Source organism: Desulfobulbus sp. (genome assembly GCF_030824455.1).
Classification (GTDB): domain Bacteria; phylum Desulfobacterota; class Desulfobulbia; order Desulfobulbales; family Desulfobulbaceae; genus Desulfobulbus.
This window is the reverse complement of sequence record NZ_JAVBXR010000127.1, coordinates 23,943-47,278: the sequence shown is the minus strand read 5'-3', so window position 1 is coordinate 47,278 and position 23,336 is coordinate 23,943. Positions and strand designations below refer to the sequence as shown.

The 23,336-nt window shown below is 61.8% G+C and carries 24 protein-coding genes; 14 read left to right on the top strand and 10 right to left on the bottom strand.

Features of this window, described 5'->3' with window-relative positions; all coding sequences use genetic code 11:
- Window positions 1–184: hypothetical protein (locus RCH93_RS17850; protein ID WP_306549794.1), on the bottom strand; the 184-nt coding region annotated here is incomplete at its 3' end.
- 36 nt (window positions 185–220) lie between these two features.
- On the opposite strand from RCH93_RS17850, the gene RCH93_RS17845 reads away from it, so the two are divergent.
- From RCH93_RS17845 to RCH93_RS17835, 3 genes are read left to right on the top strand one after another with little or no spacing between them, the layout of a single operon-like run.
- Window positions 221–916, top strand: a complete 696-nt coding sequence (locus tag RCH93_RS17845; RefSeq protein WP_306549793.1) for a tetratricopeptide repeat protein — start codon at window positions 221–223, stop codon at window positions 914–916.
- The gene (panC, locus tag RCH93_RS17840) at window positions 916–1,776 is read left to right on the top strand and encodes a pantoate--beta-alanine ligase (protein WP_306549792.1); all 861 of its coding nucleotides are present in this window, start codon (window positions 916–918) and stop codon (window positions 1,774–1,776) included. The genes RCH93_RS17845 and panC overlap by 1 nt, the downstream gene beginning before the upstream one ends.
- A gap of 59 nt (window positions 1,777–1,835) precedes the next feature.
- A complete protein-coding gene (locus RCH93_RS17835; protein WP_306549791.1) occupies window positions 1,836–3,035 on the top strand; it encodes a DegT/DnrJ/EryC1/StrS aminotransferase family protein in 1,200 nt (399 codons plus the stop codon).
- Between the two features lie 61 nt (window positions 3,036–3,096).
- Here RCH93_RS17835 and RCH93_RS17830 read toward each other — a convergent pair whose 3' ends face one another.
- The gene (locus tag RCH93_RS17830) at window positions 3,097–3,882 is read right to left on the bottom strand and encodes a class I SAM-dependent methyltransferase (RefSeq protein WP_306549790.1); all 786 of its coding nucleotides are present in this window, start codon (window positions 3,880–3,882) and stop codon (window positions 3,097–3,099) included.
- A gap of 127 nt (window positions 3,883–4,009) precedes the next feature.
- Between RCH93_RS17830 and kdsB the strand changes: the two genes are divergently transcribed.
- The 8 genes from kdsB to RCH93_RS17790 all read left to right on the top strand — a co-directional run bounded on the left by kdsB (window position 4,010) and on the right by RCH93_RS17790 (window position 15,946).
- Complete coding sequence (kdsB, locus tag RCH93_RS17825; RefSeq protein ID WP_306549789.1) at window positions 4,010–4,771, top strand: 3-deoxy-manno-octulosonate cytidylyltransferase; 762 nt, start codon at window positions 4,010–4,012, stop codon at window positions 4,769–4,771.
- A 37-nt stretch (window positions 4,772–4,808) separates the two neighbouring features.
- The gene (locus RCH93_RS17820; protein ID WP_306549788.1) at window positions 4,809–7,163 is read left to right on the top strand and encodes a gluconeogenesis factor YvcK family protein; all 2,355 of its coding nucleotides are present in this window, start codon (window positions 4,809–4,811) and stop codon (window positions 7,161–7,163) included.
- Window positions 7,160–8,905 (top strand): ATP-binding protein, encoded by a 1,746-nt coding sequence (locus tag RCH93_RS17815; RefSeq protein ID WP_306549787.1) that lies wholly within the window; start codon window positions 7,160–7,162, stop codon window positions 8,903–8,905. Before RCH93_RS17820 ends, RCH93_RS17815 begins: the two co-directional genes overlap by 4 nt.
- Window positions 8,902–9,270 carry a response regulator gene (locus tag RCH93_RS17810; RefSeq protein ID WP_306549786.1) on the top strand — a complete coding sequence of 123 codons (369 nt, stop codon included), beginning with the start codon at window positions 8,902–8,904 and terminating at the stop codon, window positions 9,268–9,270. Before RCH93_RS17815 ends, RCH93_RS17810 begins: the two co-directional genes overlap by 4 nt.
- Window positions 9,263–11,227 (top strand): response regulator, encoded by a 1,965-nt coding sequence (locus tag RCH93_RS17805; protein WP_306549785.1) that lies wholly within the window; start codon window positions 9,263–9,265, stop codon window positions 11,225–11,227. The genes RCH93_RS17810 and RCH93_RS17805 overlap by 8 nt, the downstream gene beginning before the upstream one ends.
- Window positions 11,228–11,302: 75 nt before the next feature.
- Entirely contained in the window at window positions 11,303–12,316 is a 1,014-nt protein-coding gene (locus RCH93_RS17800; protein ID WP_306549784.1) for a J domain-containing protein, read from the top strand.
- Window positions 12,313–14,106: an ABC transporter ATP-binding protein gene (locus RCH93_RS17795; RefSeq protein WP_306549783.1), complete on the top strand. Its 1,794-nt coding sequence runs from the start codon at window positions 12,313–12,315 to the stop codon at window positions 14,104–14,106. The genes RCH93_RS17800 and RCH93_RS17795 overlap by 4 nt, the downstream gene beginning before the upstream one ends.
- Window positions 14,099–15,946, top strand: coding sequence for an ABC transporter ATP-binding protein (locus RCH93_RS17790; protein WP_306549782.1), 1,848 nt, complete (start codon window positions 14,099–14,101; stop codon window positions 15,944–15,946). The genes RCH93_RS17795 and RCH93_RS17790 overlap by 8 nt, the downstream gene beginning before the upstream one ends.
- A gap of 372 nt (window positions 15,947–16,318) precedes the next feature.
- On the opposite strand, the gene RCH93_RS17785 is transcribed toward RCH93_RS17790, so the two are convergent.
- The 8 genes from RCH93_RS17785 to RCH93_RS17750 all read right to left on the bottom strand — a co-directional run bounded on the left by RCH93_RS17785 (window position 16,319) and on the right by RCH93_RS17750 (window position 22,375).
- A complete protein-coding gene (locus RCH93_RS17785; RefSeq protein ID WP_306549781.1) occupies window positions 16,319–17,131 on the bottom strand; it encodes an ABC transporter substrate-binding protein in 813 nt (270 codons plus the stop codon).
- A gap of 75 nt (window positions 17,132–17,206) precedes the next feature.
- Window positions 17,207–17,689, bottom strand: coding sequence for a DUF3124 domain-containing protein (locus RCH93_RS17780; RefSeq protein WP_306549780.1), 483 nt, complete (start codon window positions 17,687–17,689; stop codon window positions 17,207–17,209).
- Entirely contained in the window at window positions 17,686–18,327 is a 642-nt protein-coding gene (locus tag RCH93_RS17775) for a membrane integrity-associated transporter subunit PqiC (protein ID WP_306549779.1), read from the bottom strand. Before RCH93_RS17775 ends, RCH93_RS17780 begins: the two co-directional genes overlap by 4 nt.
- Window positions 18,324–19,334, bottom strand: coding sequence for an MlaD family protein (locus RCH93_RS17770; protein ID WP_306549778.1), 1,011 nt, complete (start codon window positions 19,332–19,334; stop codon window positions 18,324–18,326). The genes RCH93_RS17775 and RCH93_RS17770 overlap by 4 nt, the downstream gene beginning before the upstream one ends.
- A complete protein-coding gene (locus tag RCH93_RS17765; protein ID WP_306549777.1) occupies window positions 19,331–20,110 on the bottom strand; it encodes an ABC transporter ATP-binding protein in 780 nt (259 codons plus the stop codon). Before RCH93_RS17765 ends, RCH93_RS17770 begins: the two co-directional genes overlap by 4 nt.
- Window positions 20,111–20,117: 7 nt before the next feature.
- Window positions 20,118–21,233, bottom strand: coding sequence for an ABC transporter permease (locus RCH93_RS17760; protein WP_306549776.1), 1,116 nt, complete (start codon window positions 21,231–21,233; stop codon window positions 20,118–20,120).
- Between the two features lie 59 nt (window positions 21,234–21,292).
- Entirely contained in the window at window positions 21,293–21,997 is a 705-nt protein-coding gene (locus tag RCH93_RS17755; RefSeq protein WP_306549775.1) for a lipid-binding SYLF domain-containing protein, read from the bottom strand.
- Between the two features lie 219 nt (window positions 21,998–22,216).
- Window positions 22,217–22,375: a rubredoxin gene (locus RCH93_RS17750; protein ID WP_306549774.1), complete on the bottom strand. Its 159-nt coding sequence runs from the start codon at window positions 22,373–22,375 to the stop codon at window positions 22,217–22,219.
- 19 nt (window positions 22,376–22,394) lie between these two features.
- On the opposite strand from RCH93_RS17750, the gene RCH93_RS17745 reads away from it, so the two are divergent.
- The 3 genes from RCH93_RS17745 to rpmA are packed head-to-tail and all read left to right on the top strand — an operon-like array spanning window position 22,395 to window position 23,330.
- Window positions 22,395–22,682 (top strand): hypothetical protein, encoded by a 288-nt coding sequence (locus RCH93_RS17745; protein WP_306549773.1) that lies wholly within the window; start codon window positions 22,395–22,397, stop codon window positions 22,680–22,682.
- Between the two features lie 48 nt (window positions 22,683–22,730).
- Window positions 22,731–23,042: a 50S ribosomal protein L21 gene (gene rplU / locus RCH93_RS17740; protein ID WP_306549772.1), complete on the top strand. Its 312-nt coding sequence runs from the start codon at window positions 22,731–22,733 to the stop codon at window positions 23,040–23,042.
- A gap of 30 nt (window positions 23,043–23,072) precedes the next feature.
- On the top strand, window positions 23,073–23,330 hold the full coding sequence (rpmA, locus tag RCH93_RS17735) for a 50S ribosomal protein L27 (RefSeq protein ID WP_306549771.1): 258 nt from the start codon (window positions 23,073–23,075) through the stop codon (window positions 23,328–23,330).
- Window positions 23,331–23,336: the final 6 nt, after the last annotated feature.

The window sequence follows — 23,336 nt, the reverse complement described above, 5'->3', positions numbered from 1 at the left end:
CTTTTTGCATTTTCATGGTGGATTGGCTGATGCTTTTTTTTTTCGCCGGGTTATAATCGGGCATTTTGGCGTCCGGGCTCGCGTGTTGTACCGCCTTGTCCGGGCGCGCGCAACGGGTATTTCCCGGCGCGGTTTCGCCTGATTGCGGCTTTTGATCGGCACGGCCGAACGCTGCATTCGCCATACACCACATTATTTTTCACCAGGGAGCACCCATCGCATGACCGAACCAGGCGCCTTTGATCGCGACAACATCAAGCTGCAGCCGCTGGCCCCGCCCATGGGGCTGATGGAACAGTTCAACCTGCCGCCGGCCATGATCGCCTTTATCCGGCGCAATCAGCGGTCCATCTGGATCGTCGTGACCGTGGGCGTGCTCCTGGCGCTTGGTTTGTCGTCGTACTTTGCCTATCGCGATTACCGCGCCGCGCAGGCGTCAGCAGCCCTGGACGCAGCCCTGATCGCCAAGCAGGGCAAGCGGCAGCTGCTGGACAAGGTCGTGTCGGAATACGGTGCAACCGGCCCCGCGCTCTGGGCGCAAATCGAGCTGGCCTTGCTTGAGGAGCATGAAGGACAGCGCGCCCAGGCAATCAGCCGTCTGGAGGCGATCAACGCCGGCTTGTCGGCAAAATCCCTGCTTAAACCCCTGGCGCTCAACAAGCTGGCGGGATTGTATGAAAACGAGAAGCAGTGGGACAAGGCCTTGGCCGCTTACAACGAGCTGGTCGCCAAGGAAGAGTTTGCCGCCGAGGCCTACCGGGCCATGGGCCGGGTGAACGAGCTGCTGGGCAAGAAAGAGGAGGCCGCGGCCATGTACGGCAAATATCTCGAAGCAGCAGGGGCGCAGGCTGCACGGGGGCAGGCCGATCCGGTTCGGGAGATGGTGCAGTCCAGACTCAACCAACTGAAAAAATAATGGAAATAATTCAAAAGCCAGAAGAGATGCAGGCGTGGGCAAGGGCCAAAGCGCGCTTAGGCGCGACCATCTGCCTGGTTCCGACCATGGGTTTTTTGCACGAGGGCCATCTCAGCCTGATGCGCCGGGCGGCCGGCTTGTGCGATCTGGTGGCGGCGAGCCTGTTCGTCAACCCCACCCAGTTTGGACCCAACGAGGATCTGGACCGTTACCCCCGCGATTTTGAACGCGACATGGCGCTGTTGCGGCAGGAAAAGGTGGCGGCGGTATTCGCCCCGACCCCGGACCTGATGTATCCCCAGGGGTTTCAAACCGAGGTGCGGGTGAAAGATCTGGCGACCCATCTCTGCGGTAAAAGCCGTCCGGTCCATTTTGCCGGGGTGACGACCGTGGTCAGCAAGCTGTTCAATATTGTGCAGCCCGATGCGGCGGTGTTTGGCGAGAAGGATTTTCAGCAACTAGCAATCATTCGCCGGTTGGTCGCGGACATGAACATCCCGGTGCGGATTGTCGGCCAGCCGATTGTGCGCGAGGCCGACGGGCTGGCGATGAGTTCGCGCAACGCCAATCTCGACCCGGCGAATCGGGCCGCCGCGCTGAGTTTGTCGACCGGTCTGCAGCTGGCGCGGGCCAAGGCGCGCGAGGGCGTGCGCTCAACGGCGGCGTTGCACGCCCTGGTGGAGGCGCACATCCATTCCTTTGCCGGAACCGCCATCGACTACGCCAGCTTTGTCGACTGCGAAACCCTGGAGCCGGTTGCCGAGGCCGACGAGCGCACGGTGCTGGCCCTGGCCGTCCACATCGACGGCAAGGTCCGCCTGATCGACAACGGCTATGTCCTGCCCCAGGACGCGAACTGACGGGCCGAGAACGGAGTTCGCCGTTTTCGGTATCCCCACTATTCTACAAGAGGTGCATTGTGCCTGGTTTTGAGATTTTTGGAGCAGAAGAAAAACAGCAGGTTCTGGACGTGTTGGACAGCGGCGTGCTCTTTCGCTACGAGTTTGCCGCCCAGCGCAAGGATGTGTGGAAGGTGCGCGAATTCGAGCAGGCCTTTGCCGCCTACACCGGCGCGACCCACGCCCAGGCGGTGACCTCCGGCACTGCGGCCCTCAAGGTGGCGCTGGCCGCGCTCGGCGTCGGCGCCGGCGACGAGGTGATCACCCAGGGCTTTACCTTTGTCGCCACCTGGGAGGCCATTCTCGATTGCGGCGCCGTCCCGGTCTTCACCGAGGTCGACCTGACGCTCAACATGGACCCGGCCGATCTGGAAAAGAAGATCACCCCGAAAACCAAGGCCATCGTCCCGGTGCACATGATGGGGGCCCAGGCCCGGATCGAGGAGATCAAGGCCATTGCCGACCGCTGCAACATCCCGGTGATCGAAGACACGGCCCAGGCGGCGGGGGGGCGGCTGCACGGCCGGCATCTCGGTAGTTTTGGCGCGGTGGGCACCTTTTCCTTTGACGCGGTCAAGACCATGACCACCGGCGAGGGCGGCATGTGCATCACCAGCGACGAGGCGCTGTGGCGGCGGATGTCGGAATACCAGGATCACGGCCACGACCATGCGCCCAATCCCGGCGGACGCGGCGGCGAGGGGCGGCCTTTCATTGGCTTCAACTACCGGATGATGGAGATCCAGGGGGCCATCGGTCTGGCTCAGTTGGCCAAGCTGGACGGCATCGTTGCCGCCCAAAAGACCAACAAAGCCTTTTTCCAGGAGGCGGCGAGCGTGCTGCCCGGCGTCCGGTTCCGCGAGATTCTCGATGCCGACGGCGATTCCGCCACCTTCCTCACCTTCATGCTGCCGGACAGCGAGCGAACCACGGCGGTCAACCAGGTGCTGCGCGACGAAGGCGTAGGCGCGGTCCGTTGGAGCGAAAACGGCTGGCATTACTATCCCAACTGGGAGCACCTGCTTGAAGGCAAGACCTACTGCCACGGCGGCTGGCCGTTCAGCGCCCACGGCAAGCGGCGCATCGTGTACGATCCGCAGGCCCTGCCGGCCTCGGCGGCGATTCTCGAGCGGGCCCTGACCTACCAGGTGCCGATCCTGCTGGCCGACGAGCAGAAAACCAAGATTGCCGCAGCGCTGAAAAAAGCGGCGCAGGTCTGAGCCGCCTCTCCCTGCTCCCTGCTGTATGCCTCTGATTCGGGACGCCAGCCGGCGCGTTGAATCAGGGGCTTTCCCGTTTTTTCCCGGAACCCACATAGACGTCAAAGCGCACCGCCTTGCCCCGGAGTGAGTAGGAGGGCACCCGTTCGCCCAGGAAGGGCCCCTTGAGCGGTCGTTTGACCACCACCTTCTTGGCCTGCACCTTAAGCGCGGCGAACAAAAGCTGCTCGGGCGGTTCGCTTTTTTGGTCGAGTAACTGCAACAGCTGCAAATCCTGTTTGACCTTGGCGGTTTTGGACCGCTCTGGAAACATGGGGTCCAGGTAGATAACGTCCGGTTGCTCGGCCAGCGCGGGCAGGCGATCCAGGGCGTTGGCCGTTGTCAGCCGCATTCGCGCGGCAATGTCGGCCAGCTCCACAATCCGGGCGGCCCGCTGCAGGCCGTCTGACAACAGGGCGGCAACCACCGGATTGCATTCAAACATCAGCACTCGAAAACCGCTGGCGGCGAGCAGGAAACCGTCGCGACCGAGGCCTGCGGCGGCGTCAATTAGCAGCGGTTGGGCGGCGTTGCGCACCTTGGCCGCCTGAGTCAGCAGCTCCTCGCCCGGATGGAGCAGGCGGCGGCGGGCGGCGGGGCGGTTGAAATCCACCCACAGGGCACCGGGCAACGCCGGATCGCCCAATTTGCGCAATTCGAGATGTTCTGAGGTCAAGCGCAGCAGCAGGCCTTCGGCGGGAGGGGCGGCGGCCAGAGGAATGTTGAGGGCTTGGGCCAGGCCCAGCGCCCGGTCTGGGGCGGACGACCCATCGGCGTGGAGAACAAGGGGGAGGGGAGAGACGGACAAGGTTGTTTTCCGTTGTAACCTGATGGTTTTTTTGGTGATTGCCTTTTGTCTGGCCGCACTGTATCATGACCCAAGTAAAAGAACACAACAATGTCGCCTCCCTCGGGAAAAACTCCAGGAACGATTGATGAGCGCAACCGAACCCAAAGTAATCGCCATTATCCCCGCCCGTTATCAATCCAACCGTTTTGAGGGCAAGCCCCTGGCCCTGATCCAGGGCAAGCCCATGATTCAGCATGTGGTCGAACGGGCCCGTCGGGTTGGGCTGTTGTCCCAGGTGGTTGTAGCCACCGACGACGAACGCATCGCCCAGGCGGTGGAGGCCTTTGGCGGCGCCTGGGTCATGACCCGGCGCGATCACGCCACCGGCACCGACCGTCTGGCCGAGGCCGCCGGGGTGCTCGACATTGCCGACCAGGACGTAATCGTCAACATCCAGGGCGATCAGCCCCTGTTCCCGGCCGAGATCGTCGAACAGGTGGCCCGGCCGCTGATCGACGACTCTTCTCTACCCATGGCGACCCTGATCTATAAAATTGTCCGCCCCGAAGAGATTGCCGACCCCAACCATGTCAAAACCGTGTTTGACTGCCGCGGCAACGCCCTTTATTTTTCACGTTCGCCGATTCCTTTCCAGCGCGATCCCAGCGAAAAGGAGCAGCCGACCTACTACAAACACCTTGGTTTTTACGCCTACCGCAAAGATTTTCTGATGACCTTTGTCGGCCTTGCGGAAGGGCAGTGGGAGCGGTTTGAAAAGCTGGAGCAGTTGCGGGCGCTGGAGTTTGGCTACACCATCCGAGTGGTGCTGACTGATCACGATTCGGTGGAGGTCGACACCCCCAAGGACTTGCTTCGGGTCGAAGCACTGTTGACGGCGGCGCAGTGACAGCCTCTCGCTCCGCGCAACGGGGGCAAGGTTAGGCATGGCCGGCCCGCAGCAACTCAAGTCGCAGCTGCAGTTTTTGACCTCCGAGGGTTTTTCGGTGCTCGACGTCCTGCCGGAAAACTCCCTGGCGGAAAAGATCACCTCGATTGTCCTCGACAACACCCCGGTGGCCGCCTTTTCGCCGGCCATCGCCTCGCTGTTTAAAAAACTTCGGCAACAGATCGAGGTGGTTGACGGCAGCGCCGCCCGGGTGGTGGTGTTGGGCGGCGGCACCGGACTGTCCAACATCGTCGGCGGCGATTCCCGGCGGTTGGGTTGGGCGCGGACGCCCTTTACCGGCCTGAAGCAGGTCTTCCCTCAAGTCAGCTCGGTGGTCTGCGTCACCGACGACGGCGGTTCCACCGGCGAGCTGCAGAAAGACCTGCCCCTGATTGCCTTGGGCGATCTTCGCCATGTGCTGATCTCCTCCATCCGGCGGGCCAACTTGATTCGGATCTACGGCCTGGAGCGGATGGGCGCCGCCCGTTGCGCCGCCGCCCTGCACGCGGTGTTCAACTACCGCTTCATCTCCCATCCCGAATCGGCCGCGCAACTGCTGCAGGACACCAACGCGGTCCTGAGCGACCTGCCTGAACCCCTGCGCGTGTATCTGGGCGATCTTGCCTCCCGGCTCTACTCCGACCCTCGCCTGGCGCCAACCCTGCATCGGCCGCAATGTCTGGGCAACCTGCTCCTGGCCGGGGCGATCTATAAACAGCTCGACCCCTCGTTGGACGCCACCCAGTTGCTGGCCTCGCATCAGGTGGTGCGCACCGCCACCATTCGCGGGCTGGCCGAGATTTCCACCTGTTTGGGGGCGCAGCAGAACGCGGTGTTTCCCTGCACCACCACCTTGTCGCAACTGCAGATCCTCTATGGCAACGGCGTGCTGGTCACCAGCGAAGACAAATCGGGCAAGGCCAGGCGTGGCTATCCGGTGGACCGGGTGCTGGTCGAGTTCAGCCGCAATCCCTTTCTCCAGCCGGAGGTGGCGCAGCTGGTGCAAGCGGCCGACATCATCCTCTTTGCCCCGGGCAGTCTCTACACCTCGATTATCCCGATCCTGCAGGTGCCCGGTCTGGCCGAGGCCATTCGCAAAAACCGTTCCGCCCTCAAGGTGCTGGTGGCCAACATCTGGGTGCAGAAGGGCGAGACCGACGTGGCCCGCGACGCGCCGGACCGCAAATTTTACGTCTCCGATCTGATCCGGGCCTATCACCGCAACATCCCCGGCGGCGTCTACGACCTGTTTTCCCATGTGGTGGCCCTGGATCTGACCGACATCCCCGGTTCAGTCCTGCAGCGCTACGCCTTGGAGGACAAGGAGCCGATCTATATCGACCGCAACCGGGTCCGGGCGCTTGGCTTTGGTTCCATCGAGGCCAAGGTGTTTTCCGAGGAGCAGTTGCGGCAGCGCGGCGCCATTCAACACGACCCCGACGCCCTGGCCCAGGCCATCAAGGGGTTGTGGGCCTTGCAATTGGCCGGTTATCTGAAACCGCCCGCGTGCAAGGAGCCGTTGCCGGCCGCCGACGGCGTGTTCACCGGCGAGTGTCCGGTCAAGCTGGTTCCCTGCCTGCGCTATGACAAGATCCGTTCGCAGCTGCAGTATCTCAGCACCGAGCTGATCCCGGCGGGCTCCATGACCATGGTCAAAATGACCGAGATTGAACGCAAATGGCTGCTGGAGCGGGTGGTGGAGATCATTTGGCTCCATCCCGACATCCCTCTGGAGCATTTGCAGTTTATTCGCGGCGTCACCCTGGTGGAGCCGGGTTCGTGGAAGCGTTGCCAGGAATGGGACAATGTTTTTTCCTTTTACGATCCCCACGATCAGCGGATCAAGATCCGCCAGGATCAGGCCGAGAACCTCAACCGGTTCGAGATGGTCTTTCTCGTCGCCCTGGGCCAGTCGCTGTTGGGCAATTACGCCCAGGAAAAGCGGATGGCCGATCTGGTGTCCGGCGATGACCTGGTGGGACGGGTCTTCCGCCTCAAAGTTCGGGAAAAAGAGCAGTTGGCCTCTTTCCTTACCCCTGAGGACATCGACGCCTACCTGCGGCTCTCACGGATGCACCGGTTGCGGGAAGACGAGCGGGTGTTTACTCGGGTGATCAATCCCGGCGAAGGGTTCACGCCGCCGGGACTCTTTTTCGGCCTTTTTTACGCCTGGTACCTGGACAACCGGTTTGCCGCAAACATAGAATACAAGATGTCCATCATGCGCAACGGCATCTCGGACCTTATCCCCGAACAGGTCCGGATTGTTGATCGCCGCCGGAAGACGATCAACTTTTTCCGGGAACGGATATTTCGTCAACGATCCCCTCAACTTTCCGGAAAGGTGAAGTGAACAGCCCCGTGTTGCCCCTTGTCTCGTGCCTGCTTGCTGTGTATGCCGTGTTCACGGTTGTGTTCTATCTGACGCGCCTGCGCCCCGGTCTGCGCGCTGCTCAGGCCAAGTCGTCGCCAACTGTCGCGCCAGTCGCAACCGGGACGGACGAACTGTTTGCCGGAAACCCTCTGAGCCCGGCGCTCCAGCGCTCGCTTGAGGAGTGGCGCAACACCTTTGACGCCATCATCGATCCGGTGCTCATCCTGGACAACGAGTTGCGGATCGTCAAAGGCAATCGGGCCGCCTTTCAACTGCTGTCCGTCAACGGGGCGGCCATTGAGGGCAAGACCTGTCACCAGTTGTTTGCCGGCGCCGACGCCGTCTGTCCGCTCTGCCCAATGCAAACGGTGCGACACGACAACAAGCCGCATTGCCAGGAAATCACCCACCGCTACCTGGGTCGCACCTTTTCCGTCTCCTGCGCGCCCCTGTTTGTTGATGAGCAGATTGTCGGCTACGTCTATTCCGCCAAGGACATCAGCGTGCAGCGCAATTTGGAAAAGCGGCTGGTCCACGCCCACAAGCTGGAGTCGATCGCCACCCTGGCCGGCGGCATTGCCCACGATTTCAACAATATCCTTGGGGCTATTCTGGGCAACGCCGATCTGCTGCTCTATCGCCTGCCGGCCCAGGAAGACGCGGCCAAGGCGTCGATGGGGCCGCCCATCACCTATGAAGAGATCACCGAACACGTGCAAGCCGTGCGCAGGGCCGGCAACCGGGCCAAGGAACTGGTGACCCAGATCCTGGCCTTCAGCCGCCAATCCGTCAACCAGCGTCGCAACCTGCTGGTCGCCCCGGTGGTCAAGGAGTCCTGCCGCCTGTTGCGCGCTTCCCTGCCGGCCACTATTGAGTTGAAAGTGGCGGTGGGCGACAACATCGGCATGATCTACGCCGACCCCGGCCAGATCCAGCAGGTGGTGATGAATCTCTGCACCAACGCCGCCCAGGCCTTGAATTACGCTGCAGGAACCATTGAAATTTCACTGCGGGAGATCGAAACCGGCCGGGCGGAACAGTTGCGCTACCACGACCTGGCGCCGGGGAAATATGTGGTGTTGACGGTGCAGGACACGGGCAAGGGCATTGCCCCGGAGATGCTGGAGCGGATTTTCGATCCCTTTTTCACCACCCGCGAGGTGGGCGAGGGTTCCGGCATGGGTCTGGCCGTGTTGCACGGCATCATTGTCTCCCACGACGGCGTCGTCGACGTCAAATCTGAAGTGGGCAAGGGCTCGGCGTTCACCGTCTTTTTCCCCCGGGTGCAGGACGCTGAGGGCGAAGAAGACGACCCGGCCACCGCCATGCCGCGCGGCAGCGAAACCATTCTCTTTGTCGACGACGAGGAAGACATCGTCAGCATGCGCACCCGGATGCTCTCCTATCTCGGCTACCGGGTGTTGCCGGCGACCAGTCCGGAGCAGGCCCTGGGGTATTTCACCAGAGGGGAGGAGCAGATCGATCTGCTCATTACTGATCACACCATGCCGAGGATGACCGGTTTGCAGTTGGCGGCGGAGATCAACGCCCTGCATCCGGATCTGCCCATCATCCTCTGTTCAGGATACAGCGAGGCGGTGACCCTGGAAGAGGCGCTGGAAGCCGGGGTCCGCCGATTTCTGGCCAAGCCGGTGGACATGCGGCTGCTGGCGATGGCCATCCGGGAGATTTTGCCCAGTCGCGACGGAGGAGAAGGATGAGAGTCTTGGTCATTGACGACGACGAGCAGATGCGGATTCTGCTGCGTCAGGTGATGGAGTGGGCCGGCTACGAAGTGACGGAGGCCGGCGACGGCCGCGAAGGCATGCACAAGCAGCGCAAACAGCCGGCAGACCTGGTGATTACGGATCTGATCATGCCCGAACAGGAAGGGCTGGAGACCATCACTTCGCTGAAAAAAGAGTTTCCCCACATCAAAATCATCGCCATATCCGGCGGCGGCCGGATCGGCCCGGAGGCCTATCTGCCGGCGGCGCAGGAGCTGGGGGCGGACAGGGTGTTCAGCAAACCCTTTGACGTTCGCGAACTGGCCGGCGCGGTCAAGGAGTTGCTCGAAAATGGCTGAGATCAAGGCGCTGGTTGTCGACAACAGTCCGGTGATCCGGAAGATCCTCTGCTACGTGCTCGAGGGCGAAGGTTGCGAGGTGGAAGCGGCCGAGGACGGCTTGGCCGCCTTGGACTGCATTGCCAGAAGACGACCCGACATCATTTTCACCGATCTGATCATGCCCAAGATCGACGGCGAGAAGCTGGGCTACATTATTCGCAACACGCCCGAGTTGCAGGGCATTTTTTTGGTGGTGCTCTCCGGGGTGGCCCTTGAGGACAACGACGCCACCCTGGGGATCGGGGCCGACGTCTGCATTGCCAAGGGCACGACCATCACCATGCAGACACACGTCAAGGCTGCTCTGGAACGGTATCGGCGCAACCAGCGCGGCGCAAACGGCAGCATTGAAGGCCTGGAGGGGCTGTATCCGCGCGAGGTCACCAAGGAACTCCTGATCAGTAAAAAACACCGCGAGGTGATCCTGGCGAGGATGGCGGAGGGGGTGGTGGAATTGAACCATCAGGGTCGGATTGTTATGGCCAACAGCGCCGCCTTGACCCTGTTCAATCTGCCCGAGGCCCATGTGCTGGGGGCGGCCCTGGCGCAACTGCTGCCCGAGGCCGGCCGGGAGTGCGTCAACCAGTGGCTGGAGCAGGTGGCTGGCGCCGCCGATTTCACCCCCCTGGTGTTTGCCTACGACGACCCCATCCTTTTGGGCGACCGGCAGGTGACCTTCAATCTGGCGCCGGTGCCTGAGGACGACACCTTTTTCATCATCGGCATTCTGCAGGACGTCAGTCGGCGCAAGATGCTGGAGCAACGCCAGCGCCAGCTGGAAAAAGAGTTGCAGCGGATTCGCAAGCTTGACGCGATGTCGCTCATGGCTAGCGGCATTTCCCATGATTTCAACAATCTGCTGACTATCGTCAGCGGCAACCTGGAGATGGCCCGCTACATCAGCCGGGACGGCGGCGTCAACCAGTTGTTGAATGAATCGGCCAAGGCGCTCGACCTCACCGTGCAGTTGATCCGCCAGTTCACCACCTTCTCGGACAACTACCTGCCGCAGAAATCCCATGTGCAGTTGCGCAGTCTGATCGACGCGGTGCTGGCCCACGAACTCGCCCCCACCGGCATCGGCTGCCAGGTGACGGGCGGCGCAGAAGAGTTGGCCATCACCCTGGACCCCGATCTCATTCGTCAGGTCTTTGTCAACCTGACCCAAAACGCGGTCGACGCCATGGGCGCAACCGGCCGCATTGAGGTGACCCTGGACCGCGTCGACGGCGCCGAGGAGGCGGCTAGAACCGGTCAGCCTGTGCCGAGTGGGGAACTGGTGCGGATCGCGTTTCACGATTCCGGTCCAGGCCTTGCGCCGGCCCTTGCCGAGCAGGTGTTTGATCCCTATTTTTCGACCAAGCAGAAGGGGGCGCAGAAGGGCATGGGGCTGGGGCTGACCATTGTCCATTCCATCGTCAAAAAACACGGCGGCCTGGTGTGGATTGAGTCGCCCGCCGGCGGCGGCTGCACGGTCTATCTTTATTTTCCCCTGCAGAACTCGGTGGTTACGGATCCCCGGTTTGCTGCGAGAGCGGGGAGCGGGCGGCGGGTGCTGGTCATGGACGACGAGGAGATGATGCGCCTGATCAACCGCAAGATGTTTGAGCACTACGGCTGCATGGTGAGCGTGGCCTCCACCGGCGAGGAGGCTGTGGAACTGTATAGCGCCCAGATGGCCGCCGGCAAGCCCTTTGATCTGACCCTGCTTGATCTGCGAGTGCACAGCGGCATGGGCGGGCTGGACGCGTCCCGCCGGATTGCGGAGCTGCATCCCGAAGCGGCCATGATTGCGGTCAGCGGCGACAGCGGCAGCGAGGTCATTCAGCGCTTTGCCGAATATAATTTTGTCTCGGCCCTGGCCAAACCCTTTTCAATTGACGCGGTTGAGGACATTGTCAGCCGTTTTCTGTGAATCGTCCGGCTGCGGGATTCTCCCGGTCGGCCGGTCGTCGCTTCCTCTGTTGTTTGCCTTGCGTCGTTGAGCTTTTTGTCTATGTATCTTGCCCGCACCGAGGCCGGCTCCCGGCTCCATCGTTACATTCTTCGGGAATCCTATTGCAGCGGCGGGGTTTTTCTCTCCCGCGACCTCGTCGATTTAGGGCTTGATCCTGGCCGGGTGTTTGTCTACAGCGGCGACTCCTCGTTTCATATTGACGAAGATTTCCTCAAAGGGTTGCGCGCCCAGGGCGTCGCCGCGCCGTACCGCGAGTTGGAAGAACTGTTTTTTCCCTTCATCGACCCCTACATCAAAACCAAGCTGCAGCCCTTTCGCAACCGCCACGCCTACCGCAACTGGCGTCCGGCGGACGAGGCCCTGCGCGCCAGGGCGATGCGCGAGACCCACGCCATGGACCGCCGCCGCCTCCATTTTTTACGGCTTGGCCGGACGTCGGTGGAGACGATCGACAAGACTGCCGCGCTCTACACCGTCCTGCTCGACAAATCGCGCGACGAGATCGAGCAGTTGATCCTGGCGCGGGAGCAGGCCCTGCCGCCCCGGGAATACCCGCACTATCTGTTTGCGGTGTTTGATCTGCAGCGGTTTTTTCCGGAAAGCTACGCCCGCTCCATCCCTCAGGCCCTCAATCGCGACCAGATGGACGCCCATTTTGTCGCCGAGGTCTGCCGCCTGGCCGCCGACCCGGAATTCTGGCGCGGATACAAACCTGCCCGCTGTCTGCCCGACCCTCTGATCCGCTATCTGATCATGTATTTCGACGCCGCCCCGGAACAGTCCCCGGCCTGGACCCGCTTTTCCCGTTCCTCGCGCTCGCGGCGGTTTCACAGCGGCGTCCGGCCTGACGCCGACCGGATGTCGCGTCCCCAGGCATTTTCCATTCTGGGGCTCACTGCCGAGCAACTGGCGGGCATGCGCAAAAAAGACCTCACCCGCATCTACCGGCAAAAAGCCCTTGAGCTGCACCCCGACAAGGGCGGCGACACCGAGCAATTCATTCGCCTCACCGCCGCCTACGAAGAGCTGCTGCCCTCCCTGCCATGAGCGATTTTCCCGCCGGCCCTGACGCCGGACATCCTGCCGCCGACGCCGGCAGCCAAGCCCGCATCGGTTCGCTGCTGCGCATCCTGCGGCCCATTTTCCGCACCCATTGGCTGCGCCTGGCCTGCGGTTTTGTGGCCCTGGTGGTGGTTGATTTCCTCCAGCTGATCATTCCCCGATTCGTCAAGTCGGCGGTGGACGCGCTCTCGGCCGGAACCGCCACATCGGCTCGGTTGCTGGAGTTGAGCCTGTACGTCTGCCTGGTGGCGCTGTCGGTGGCGGCGCTCCGTTTCACCTGGCGCTATCTGATCATCGGCTTTTCCCGCATCCTGGAGAAAAAACTGCGCGACCGGCTCTTTGATCACATCCTGCGCATGGACCAGCCGTTTTTCGAGAAGTGGACCATCGGCGATCTCATGGCCCACGCCAGCAACGATCTGGCCACCATCCAGATGGCCTGCGGCATGGGGCTGGTGGCGGCGGTGGACGCGCTGGTGATGTCGTCTGCGGCTCTGGGCTTCATGCTGGCAATCAGCGTCAAACTGACCCTGATTGCGCTGTTGCCCATGCCGTTGCTAATCGTCTGCACCCGCATCCTCTCCGGCCGTCTTCACCACCGTTTCAACCTGGTGCAGGAGCAGTTTTCCCTGATCACCGAATTTGCCCGCGCCAATCTGGTGTCGATCCGGCTGATCAAAGCCTACACCCTGGAGCGGTTCCAGGAAGGGCGGTTTCAGACCCTGGGCGAGGCCTATGTGCGGATCAATCTCAAGGTGGCGGCAATCCAGGGGCTGCTCTTTCCCATCTCCACCCTGGTGGGCAACATCGGCATGCTGCTGCTGCTGTATTACGGCGGCGCACTGGTGATCGAGGGCGGCATCACCATTGGCTCGTTCGTCGCCTTTGTCAGCTACCTCTACATGCTCATCTGGCCGATGATGGCGGTGGGTTGGGTGGCCAACCTCGCCCAGCGGGGCGTCACCAGTCTGCGTCGGATTCACCGCCTGCTCTCGGAGCAACCGGCGGTCGACATCGGCCCGACCGAGCCTTTGCCGCAGGCGGCAACCACCAGCTACGTCTGCCGGGGGCTGAGTTTCAGCTATCAGGGCGCCGTTCGTCCGGCGCTCAGCGACGTCAGCCTAGCCATCACGCCCGGTCTGATGGGGCTGAGCGGCCGCACCGGTTCGGGCAAGTCCACCCTGTGCAAACTGCTGCTCAGGATGTATCCGGTGGCCGACGGCATGCTCTTTTTCCGGGGTGTGGACGTCAACCGGCTCTCCCAGGCCGACATCCGCCGCTGCATCGCCTATGTGGGCCAGGAGCCGGTGGTTTTTGCCGACACCATTGCCGCCAACATCGCCTTTGGCAGGCCCGAGGCGACCCTGGCCGAGATCGAGGCGGCAGCAAGGGCGGCGGCCATTGACGGCGACATCCGCACCTTTTCCGAGGGCTACCAGTCGGTCATCGGCGAGCGCGGCGTCAAGCTCTCCGGCGGCCAGCGGCAACGGCTGGCCCTGGCGCGGGCGCTGCTCTGCGACCGGCCGCTGTTGATCATCGACGACGCCCTGTCCGCCATTGACGTCGAAACCGAACAGCAGGTGCTGCAGGGCATTTTGTCCAGCCTGGGAGGCAAATCGGTGCTGCTGGTCTCCCACCGGGTCAACGTGCTGCGCCACGCCGACCGGATCGTCCTGCTCGATCAGGGCCGGATCGTTGACCAAGGCCGGCACGAACACCTGCTGGCCAACCCTTTTTACCGCGTCATGGCGGAAAAACAGCAGGGCCATGCATAATTTCGGCTATTCAGAAGAGGGCCAGGTCGGCTCGTTCGGCGACGCCCACATCTGGCGGCGGCTCCTGGTCTACTGCCGGGGCCATGTGCTGGGCATGGGCGGCGCGGTGGCGCTCTCCCTGGTCGTCACCGCCGCCACCCTTGGCCTGCCCCGGCTGATGCAACTGGGGATCGACCACTACATCGTTGCCGACAGCCTCGACCATGCGGCGCGGATTGCTGGTCTGGGACAAACCGCGCTGTACTACGGCCTGCTGGTCGGCGTTGTTTTTGCCGCCACCTTCGCCCAGGTGGTACTGCTGGAATGGATTGGCCAATCGATTATGCAGCGGTTGCGGCAGCACCTGTTTGCCCATGTCCTGACCCTGGATCTCAGCTATTTCCACAGCCAGCCCGCCGGTCGGCTGGTTACCCGCCTGACCAACGACATCCAGAACATGTACGAGATGTTCACCTCGGTGATGGTCACCCTGTTCAACGACGGCCTCAAACTGGCGGGCATCTTCTGGTTTCTGGCCATGATGAACGGGCGACTGGCCCTGGTGATGGCGGTCTTCATCCCCCTGGCCGTGGTGGTGACCGTGGTTTTTTCCCGCTTTGCCCGCGAGAAATTCCGCGCCATCCGCTCGCAGATGTCGAAAATCAACAGCTTCCTCGCCGAGTCCCTGGCCGGCGTCGGGGTTATCCAGAGCTTTGGCGGTCAGGGCCGGAGCAGCCAGACCCACTGTGGCCTGACCCAGGAATATTTGGTACGCTCCTTTGGCCAGATCCGCGTCTTTGGCGCCTTCATGCCGCTGACCGAGCTGATGGGCTCGGCGGCCATTGCCCTGATCATCTGGTACGGCGGCGGCGAGGTGATCCGTCGCCACCTGACCATTGGCGAGCTGGCGGCCTTTATCTCCTACATGCGGCTCTTTTTTCAGCCCCTGCGCGAGCTGTCCCAGAAGTATTCGATTGTCCAGTCGGCCATGGCCTCGGCGGAACGCATCTTTCAGACCCTGGACGCCCGCTCCGCCATGCAGGCGCCGGCGCCCGAGACGACGGCCGCAGCCGTTCCCCTGACCGGTTCGATCGAATTTCGCGGGGTTCATTTTGCTTACCAGCAGGATCAGCCGATCCTCACTGACATCAACCTGACCATCGCCTCCGGCGAGACGGTCGCCCTGGTCGGGGCCACCGGGGCCGGCAAATCAACCCTGATTTCGCTCCTGGTCCGGTTTTACGATCCAGTGCAGGGGCAGGTTCTGATCGACGGCCGCGACGTGCGCGATCTGCCGCTTGCGGCCTTGCGCCAGCGGGTTGGGATTATCATGCAGGACATCTTCATCATGCCTGACACCGTGCGGGCCAACATGATCCTGGATCAGCCGCCGGACGAGGCGCGGCTTGCCGACATCCTCACCCAGACCGGCCTGCAGCCCTTCATCGACCGTCTCCCCCAGGGGCTGGACACCCGCATCGGCGAAGGCGCGCTCAACCTCAGCTTGGGCGAGAAGCAACTGCTTTCCTTTGTCCGCGCCCTCTACCGCAATCCGGCCATTCTGGTGCTGGACGAGGCCACCGCCTCGATTGACACCGAATCGGAGAATTTGCTGGAAGAGGCGATATCCACCGGTTTTCGCGGCCGCACCTCGCTGGTGATCGCCCACCGGCTGTCCACCATCCGCCGGGTCGACCGGATCATCGTCATGGATCAGGGCCGGATTGTCGAGCAGGGCAGCCACGACGAGCTGATGGGGCGGGAGAGTCTGTACCGGGCGCTGGTGCGGTTGGATGTGCGGATGGATGATCAGCTTGCGGGGGAAACGCTTTCCCGGGAAGAGCAGGCGGACTCCGCCTGAAGACGCGAGCCGCAAAAGACGAGTCCTTCACCAGATTGAGCGCATCGTTTGGTGCGTCAACCGGGTGAATCTCTCGGGCCAGTTCAATCAATGTTTCGATAATTCACACTGAATCAACCAGATTGATCCGGCGGCAGGATTATTTCATTACGCGGTTCGACTGCGCGCCTGCCTTGTTGCCGGGCACGCGCGCAGTGGAGGGTTGACGCTGGTTGCCAATACTGTTCGTGAAGTTGAATGCGTGAGCATTGCGCTTGGCAAACTGGGTTGAAGCAACAGGACGCTGACAGAAGACTGCGGGCAAAGGAAAATGGGCGTCTTGGTCTGGTGGAGAATCGGGCCAATGGTCGGCGCGCCTCCACAGGACGGCCGTCACAGCTTCGGGCTATACGCCGTGTTGCGGTAGAAGGGGATCGCGCGTTCGAGCATTTTCTGCAGCTCGCCGCTTTTTTCGATGCCGGCCAGGTAGGCGTTGGCCGCGTCGCGCATTTTGGCGTCGTCCGGGCGGACGGCCCAGGCCAGCGGTTCGCGGGTGAGGGGGGTGACGCCGGGGGTCAGCCCCTTGTCGACGAAGAGGGAGGCGTAGTAGAAGTTGGCGGGCAGGTCAAAAACAAAGACGTCGATGCGGTCGGTGATCAGGGCCCGCAAGGCCTCGGGCGCCGAGGGGTAGCGGGTGGTTGCACCTTTGGGGTTGAGCCCTTTGATCAGGTTGTCGCCGGAGCTGCCGTCGACAACGCCGAGCCGCACCTTTTTATCGGTGAGATTGTGCGTGCCGCTGCCGAACTGTTTGAAGTCGTCCAGATGCACCAGGGCCACTTGGCCTGAAATGATGTAGGGGTTGGCGGTGGCCAGTTTCTGCTTGTGAGCCTCGGCCACGCTCATCCCGTTCATGATGATGTCCACCTTTTTGTCCAGCAGGGCCTGGGGCAGATCCTGTCGCGGCGCCGTCACCACTTCCAGCTTTCGGTCGACCGAGGCGGCCAGGCCGGTTGCAAACTGCATCTCCAGGCCAACGACCGCGTTGTCCTTTTTGTGGGCCAGCGGCGGCGCGTCGACGGAGATCCCCACCCGCAACGGTTCGGGCTCCATCATTTTACCAAACAAACCCTTGGTTCGGGCGGCGTGGCAGCCGTTGAGGGCGACCGCGACGATACAGACAAGCAGGAGGCGAGACAAGCGGGACATGGACGTTCCTTGACGACGGACGCGGACAAAGCCGGTTTGGATGAGCGGATTGCGCATGGGGAGACGCGTGCTTTTTTAGCGGGCCGGGGTTCCCTTGATCACCCGGCCGGTGGAGATAAACGAAATGCCCTGCTGCATTTTGGTGCCGATCATCACCGATTCGATGATCGGTTCAACAACAGCCGATTCGGCCTCCCATTCCACCAGGAACTTGGCGCCGGAACCTCCCTTGGATTCCGATTCCGGAACAATGTAGCGGGTGGAGCCAAGCGGTTCAATCACCACCGGCTTGTCCTGATACTGTTGCAGCAACGCGCCCTTGGAGTCGTAATAGCTGACGCTCTTCAAGGTGAACGGCTTGGCGGGATCGGTGTTGCGGATGCTGAGGGTGGCGGTGAGCAGAAAAGGGGTGTCTCGGTAGCGGTCGTCGGCGTAAATGTGCGAATAAATGGGGACATAGACGGTCTGGTCGAGCCACTTGGTCAGCGCCTCGGCGCTTACAGGACGGGCAAGGGCGAGCAGGGCGACCGCGAACAGGGCAAGGCGATTAATGTTCATGGGCGTTTCGGGGGTGCGGGTTGCGAGCGACGGGCAGCCAGCAAGGCCGTGGCCGCCTCCGTGCTCAAATCGGCAATGGCCTCTGAAGCGCTTGCAACATAGCCGGAATAGGCGGGTTTGTCGATGGGCCGCGTCTGGCGAAATGTCTTTCGCGTTAGGATGGTCTTGTCGGCGGCGTCACTGAGCGTATACACGGCGGTGGTGGTGAAGGATTGGCCGTTGCCGCTGAATTCGTTCATCTCGATTTCCAGCTGATAACGAACGGCGCCAAAGCGCGGGCCGGGGTAGGCGGCAACATTGTCGGTGGCCAGCGCATCCTTGAGGTTGGCGACCATTTGCTGCGCGATCTGTTGCTCAAGTGGGCCGGCCCAGAGGTGGGTGGCCGAGGCGCGGGCCTCACCCGAGGCTTGTTGGCTGATCAGACCCCGTCCCTGGAGATGCGGCGCCAGTTGCACCGGCATGAGCAGGATAATCTCCTCGAAATTGCTGAATTCGCGGCCGAGCGGTTGCTGACGGATGGGTTGCAGTGCGTAGAGGGTGTTGGTGGTCGTGGTGGCCAGGCAACCGCCGAGCAGAAGCGCGCAGGCCAACGGCAACCACAGTCGGCGCAGGAAAAATCGGAATCGGCAGGCGTTCATGGCGCGTCCTCGCCCTGGCCAAAGAGCAGTGCGTTGGGGTTTTGTTGCAGGTAATCGGTGAGTTGTCTAATGGAGGCGGCTGCCCGTTCAATTTCCCGCATGGAGGCGGCCACCTGATAGGAAAGGGTCGAGTCTTTTGCGGTCATTTGTTCGATATTGTTCAAGGTTTTTGTCAGGGAGCCGGCGGTGGCGTTGAGCCCGGTCAGCAGACGTTTGAACTCCGCGCTCATTTCGGGCATTTCCTTGTCTGCGGTGCGGAGAAAGACGTCGGCTGTGGCCGAGAGGGCGGCGAAATTGGTCAAGCCCTTCTTGAGTTCGGCGGCCAGCGCCGGAAATTCGGCGTCGGCGCGTCCCAGAATGGAATTGAGCCGGTCCAGGGTTGCGTCCAGCGATTCCAGGCCGTGCCGGGTTTCCTTGGAGTTGATGATGCTGTTGATGCCGTCGAGAGCGGCGGCGGTTTTATTGAGAATCTCGCTCAGCGGCAGGCTTTCCAGTTTTTGGGTGATCTGTTCCAGGCCCGAGGGCAGGGTGGGAATTTCCACCAGGCTGGCGTCCTTGTTGCGCAGGGGCGCATCGCTGCCTGGATGCAGGGCGAGTTCGATGTAGAGCTTGCCGGTGAGGAGACTGGTGACCTTGAGTTGCGCCCGCAGACCTTGGGCGATCATCTGGGCAAGCATGGCGCGGAGCGTTTCGGGGGTGGCGTTTTCAGTGATATTGTCCGCCAGTTGCGGCGTTTGCTCGATGTCGATGGCCACCGGGATGATGTAATTGTTCTCCTGCTGGTCGTAATTGATCCGGACCTGGCTGACCCGACCGATGGTCACGCCGCGGAAGGTTACCGGCGCGCCGATGTCGAGGCCGTAGAGCGAACCGGTGAAATAGGCGACGCAACGGAATTTGTTGTCCTTGAGCTGGAAATCGCCCAGAACGACCACCGCGGCGATGATCAGGACCAGGGCCGCGAGGACAAAGCCGCCGACCAGGGTGGGATTGGCTTTCTTGCTCAAACCGTTCGAACCTCCCGTTTCCCGGTGCCCCGGGTGAGAAAATTGAGCACTGTCGGGTCTTGGCATTCCCGCAGCAGGGTCGTGGGGTTGCCCGTGGCCAACATGGTTTTGGTCTCGCTGTCGAGGAAGACCGAGTTGGTGGCGATGGCGTAAATCGAGGCCAGTTCGTGGGTGACGATCACCACTGTGGCCCCGAGGCTCTCGCGCAGTTCCATGATCAATTCATCGAGATTGCGGGCGCTGATCGGGTCCAGTCCGGCCGAGGGTTCGTCGAAAAAGAGAAAATCCGGGTCCAATGCAATCGCCCGCGCCAGGGCGGCCCGCTTGCGCATGCCGCCGGAGAGCTGCGCCGGGTAAAACTCCTCGAAACCGGCCAGGCCGACCAGGGAGAGCTTGAAGGTCACCAGTTCGGCGATCACCGCAGGGGTGAGATTGGTGTAGTGCTGGAGCGGCAGGGCCACGTTTTCCGCCAGCGTCATCGAGCTCCACAGGGCGCCGGACTGATACAGCACGCCCGCCCGGCGCACGATCCCGGCGCGGTCTTCCTCGCTCAGCTCCCAGAAGTTTTCCTCGCCAAACCAGACCGAACCGGCCGCCGGCGGTTTGAGGCCGATCATGTGGCGCAGCAGAGTGGATTTGCCGCAGCCGGAACCGCCCATGATCACAAAGATGTCGCCGCGCGCGATGGTGAAATTAATGTCCCGCTGCAGCACAAAGCTGCCGTAGGCCATGGTCAGCCCTTTGACGGCGATGACCGGGACAGGATCCGTGGTCATTGCCGCTTTACCGGTACAGGAAAAAGGTGATGATCGAGTCCGAGACCACGATCAGGACAATCGAGGTGACCACCGCCGAGGTGGTGGCCTCGCCAACCGCCAGGGCGCTGCGGCCGCACTGCATGCCGCGCAGACAACCGGCAAAACCGATCAGCACCCCGAAGACCGAACTTTTGAACAAACCCTGGCCGCACTGGCTGAGGTGGAGGGTTTTGCGCGTCTGTTCCAGGTATTCGACCAGCGACAGGTCCAGCATGGTGACGCCGATGACCGAGCCGCCCAGAATGCCCATGATGTCGGCGTAGATGCAGAGCAAGGGCAGCATCAGCATCAGGGCCAGCATCCGCGGAAGGACGAGAAAGCCCACCGGCGAGATGCCCATGGTGCGCAGGGCGTCGATCTCTTCGTTGACCTGCATGGTGCCCAGTTGCGCCGCATAGGCCGCGCCGATTCTGCCGGCGATAATCACGCCGCTCATCAGCGCGCCCATCTCCAGCACCATGCCCAGTCCGACCAGATTGGCCACATAGATTTGGGCGCCGAACATCTGCAGTTGCACCGCGCCGACAAACGAGAGGATCACCCCCACCAGCACAGAAATCAACGATACGATCGGCAGCGAATCGATGCCGCAATTCTGCACGAAATAAAAGAAATCCCGGGTTTTGAACGGCGGTTTGCCGGAAAACAGGGTCAGAAAGGCAAGGACGATTTCGCCGGTAAAGGCCGCCACTTCCCGCGCCTGGCCGGCAATGTCAAGCACGAGGCGACCCAGGCGGGTCACCAGCAATTCGCGTCCGCTTTTGTCGTAGGTGGAGGTGGCCGGAACAGCTTCGGACAGCGCCAGCAGTCGTTGCGCTCCGGGCGGCAAACCGCCCAGATCGACGCTGATGTTGGCTGCGCGGGCGGCGGCAATAATTGTTTTCAAGAAGATCAGCAGTTGGGTGTCCCAGTCGTCCAGGGCGGCGGCGGCAAAGGCGAGGCTGCGCACAGGGGAGGCAAGGGCGGCCAGCAGATCCGCAGGCGAAGGCGGCGCGGCGTGCAGGGTCCAGGCGCCGTCGAGCCGGACGGTCAGTTGTTCCGGCTGGCTGCGGTCAAGGGTGAAGCAAGGCTGTGGAGTCATGGGGTTCAACCTGCGAGACGCTGCGTTGCCCGAGACATTGATCCGGGATTATCTGCCGATTATCTGCCTATGGGCTGGGCGTTTCTTCCCGGCTTGGGCAGGAGGTTGCGCAAGGGGTCAGCCTGGCGGTTGCTCCATTTCTGATTGATGAGAATGTCGAACACCTGCACCGGTTTGCCGTAATACTGGCGATTCCAGTCGTCCAGCGGCGAGATGGCCGCGCCCTCGAGGCTGATGCCGCCGTAAATGCCCTGGGAGCGGCCAAAGGCCAGGATGTCGGCGGTCTGCGCCTTGGCTGAGGCGCCCATGGGGCCGGCGGCCACCGCCACGTCGGCGCCGAGTTTGTAGTCGGTGGAGAGCATGGCGTTGAGCCCCCGGTCGGTCATGATCAGGAGGATGATCTCCGAGGCGTCGGCCCCGGCCTGAAAGCCGAAGGATACCGAGCCCATGCTGTAAAAGGACGGAGAACTCCATTTGCCGCTGGTCTGATCCTGGGCAAGCAGCGCGCCGCGACCGCCGGAACCGCCGATGATGAAGCCGCCGCGCAGCATCTGCGGCACGATGAAGACGCCCCTGGCCTGGTTGACGTTGCGCTGAAACCACTCCATGTTCGGATCGGCCATGAAGCCTTTGTACACCGAGGCGGAGCGTTCCACCAATTCCGCCGGTTCGCCGTAATAATCGGCGGCAACAGGGGCCACGGAAAAGAGGAAGGCAAGGGCGCAACAGAGCATCGAGAAAAGGCGCAAACGCTGGAAAGGCATGGGGAAACTCCTCTTGAAAAAAACGGGGGACGGGTTTCTTCCTGTCGGAATCATTGATGATATGGCATCGTCCGGCTTTCCACAAGGGAAAAATAGGGGCAGTCCTTCAGGAGGGGGCGAGCTTCGCAGGGAATCAGGCAGGGGGCGAGACGAGGTCTTGAGGCCAGTTGACAGGCTGGCTCCAGACCGCGGCGCGGTGGCGGTCTGGAGCCGGGGGAATCAGTCAACGGCGTAGAAATATTCCTTTTCAGCGCCGCACTTGGGGCAAACCCACTCGTCGGGCAGGTCGGCAAAGGCGGTGCCGGCGGCTACGCCGTGCTCATAATCGCCTTCTTCGGGATCGTACACGTATCCACAGGGGCATTCCATTTTCTGCATGTCAATATCTCCTGGAAAGATGGGTTTTGATGATGTTTTCCCGCAGCACTGGACAAGACGGCTGCTTGGCGCGGGCGATCCGCTGTACATTCACAGTAGTTATTATTCGCCGTGCGGACAAGGCAAAGAACGTGTTGTTGAGAAAAATTATCCTTCGTTGTGGTTGTCTTACAGTGGATTGGGCACCTGGCGAGGGGCTGCCGGCCAGACCTTGCGCGCGATTGTTTGCCGCGAAAAGGGCGCGAGGTGCACATTACTCTTGACAGGCGTTGTGGGAATCGGGTTAAATAGCACGCTTTGCGATTAATTATTTCCATTGGCCGTTATAGATTTGAGGATAGAGAGGAGGAGTCGCATGTATGCAATAGTTCGGACCGGCGGTAAACAATACCAGGTAGAGGCCGGTGATACGCTTCGCGTTGAGAAGCTTCAGGGTGAAGTTGGCGACACGGTAGAGTTGGCGGAAGTTCTTCTGGTGGTTGACGGCGAAACCGTTACAATCGGCCAGCCCCAGGTTGACGGCGCGAAAGTGGTTGCCAAGATCGTTGAGCAGGGCCGCCATAAAAAGGTCATCGTTTTCAAGAAGCGGAAGCGCCAGGGATACCAGGTGAAGAACGGACATCGCCAGATGTACACCGCTTTGACGATTGAAACGATCTCAGCATAAGTGACAAACTGATTTACTGGAGAACACACCATGGCTCATAAAAAAGCAGGCGGCAGTTCACGAAACGGCCGCGACAGCGCGGGACAACGGCGCGGAATTAAACGTTTCGGCGGACAGGTCGTCAAAGCCGGCAGCATTCTGGTGCGCCAGTTGGGGACCGTTATCCACCCCGGCGCCAACGTTGGTTGCGGTCGGGACTACACCCTGTTTGCCAAGGTCGACGGCACCGTGACCTACGAATCCTTTGGCAAGGATCGGAAAAGAGTCGCGGTATATCCTGTCGAGTAGGCGGTT

Excerpts from the sequence above, each read along its gene's own strand:
- RCH93_RS17845 (WP_306549793.1), top strand. The coding sequence starts at position 221 with ATGACCGAACCAGGCGCCTTTGATCGCGACAACATCAAGCTGCAGCCG.
- panC (WP_306549792.1), top strand. The coding sequence starts at position 916 with ATGGAAATAATTCAAAAGCCAGAAGAGATGCAGGCGTGGGCAAGGGCC.
- kdsB (WP_306549789.1), top strand. The coding sequence starts at position 4,010 with ATGAGCGCAACCGAACCCAAAGTAATCGCCATTATCCCCGCCCGTTAT.
- RCH93_RS17820 (WP_306549788.1), top strand. The coding sequence starts at position 4,809 with ATGGCCGGCCCGCAGCAACTCAAGTCGCAGCTGCAGTTTTTGACCTCC.
- RCH93_RS17810 (WP_306549786.1), top strand. The coding sequence starts at position 8,902 with ATGAGAGTCTTGGTCATTGACGACGACGAGCAGATGCGGATTCTGCTG.
- RCH93_RS17805 (WP_306549785.1), top strand. The coding sequence starts at position 9,263 with ATGGCTGAGATCAAGGCGCTGGTTGTCGACAACAGTCCGGTGATCCGG.
- RCH93_RS17795 (WP_306549783.1), top strand. The coding sequence starts at position 12,313 with ATGAGCGATTTTCCCGCCGGCCCTGACGCCGGACATCCTGCCGCCGAC.
- RCH93_RS17790 (WP_306549782.1), top strand. The coding sequence starts at position 14,099 with ATGCATAATTTCGGCTATTCAGAAGAGGGCCAGGTCGGCTCGTTCGGC.
- RCH93_RS17785 (WP_306549781.1), bottom strand. The coding sequence starts at position 17,131 with ATGTCCCGCTTGTCTCGCCTCCTGCTTGTCTGTATCGTCGCGGTCGCC.
- RCH93_RS17780 (WP_306549780.1), bottom strand. The coding sequence starts at position 17,689 with ATGAACATTAATCGCCTTGCCCTGTTCGCGGTCGCCCTGCTCGCCCTT.
- RCH93_RS17775 (WP_306549779.1), bottom strand. The coding sequence starts at position 18,327 with ATGAACGCCTGCCGATTCCGATTTTTCCTGCGCCGACTGTGGTTGCCG.
- RCH93_RS17765 (WP_306549777.1), bottom strand. The coding sequence starts at position 20,110 with ATGACCACGGATCCTGTCCCGGTCATCGCCGTCAAAGGGCTGACCATG.
- RCH93_RS17760 (WP_306549776.1), bottom strand. The coding sequence starts at position 21,233 with ATGACTCCACAGCCTTGCTTCACCCTTGACCGCAGCCAGCCGGAACAA.
- RCH93_RS17755 (WP_306549775.1), bottom strand. The coding sequence starts at position 21,997 with ATGCCTTTCCAGCGTTTGCGCCTTTTCTCGATGCTCTGTTGCGCCCTT.
- RCH93_RS17750 (WP_306549774.1), bottom strand. The coding sequence starts at position 22,375 with ATGCAGAAAATGGAATGCCCCTGTGGATACGTGTACGATCCCGAAGAA.
- RCH93_RS17745 (WP_306549773.1), top strand. The coding sequence starts at position 22,395 with ATGGGTTTTGATGATGTTTTCCCGCAGCACTGGACAAGACGGCTGCTT.
- rplU (WP_306549772.1), top strand. The coding sequence starts at position 22,731 with ATGTATGCAATAGTTCGGACCGGCGGTAAACAATACCAGGTAGAGGCC.
- rpmA (WP_306549771.1), top strand. The coding sequence starts at position 23,073 with ATGGCTCATAAAAAAGCAGGCGGCAGTTCACGAAACGGCCGCGACAGC.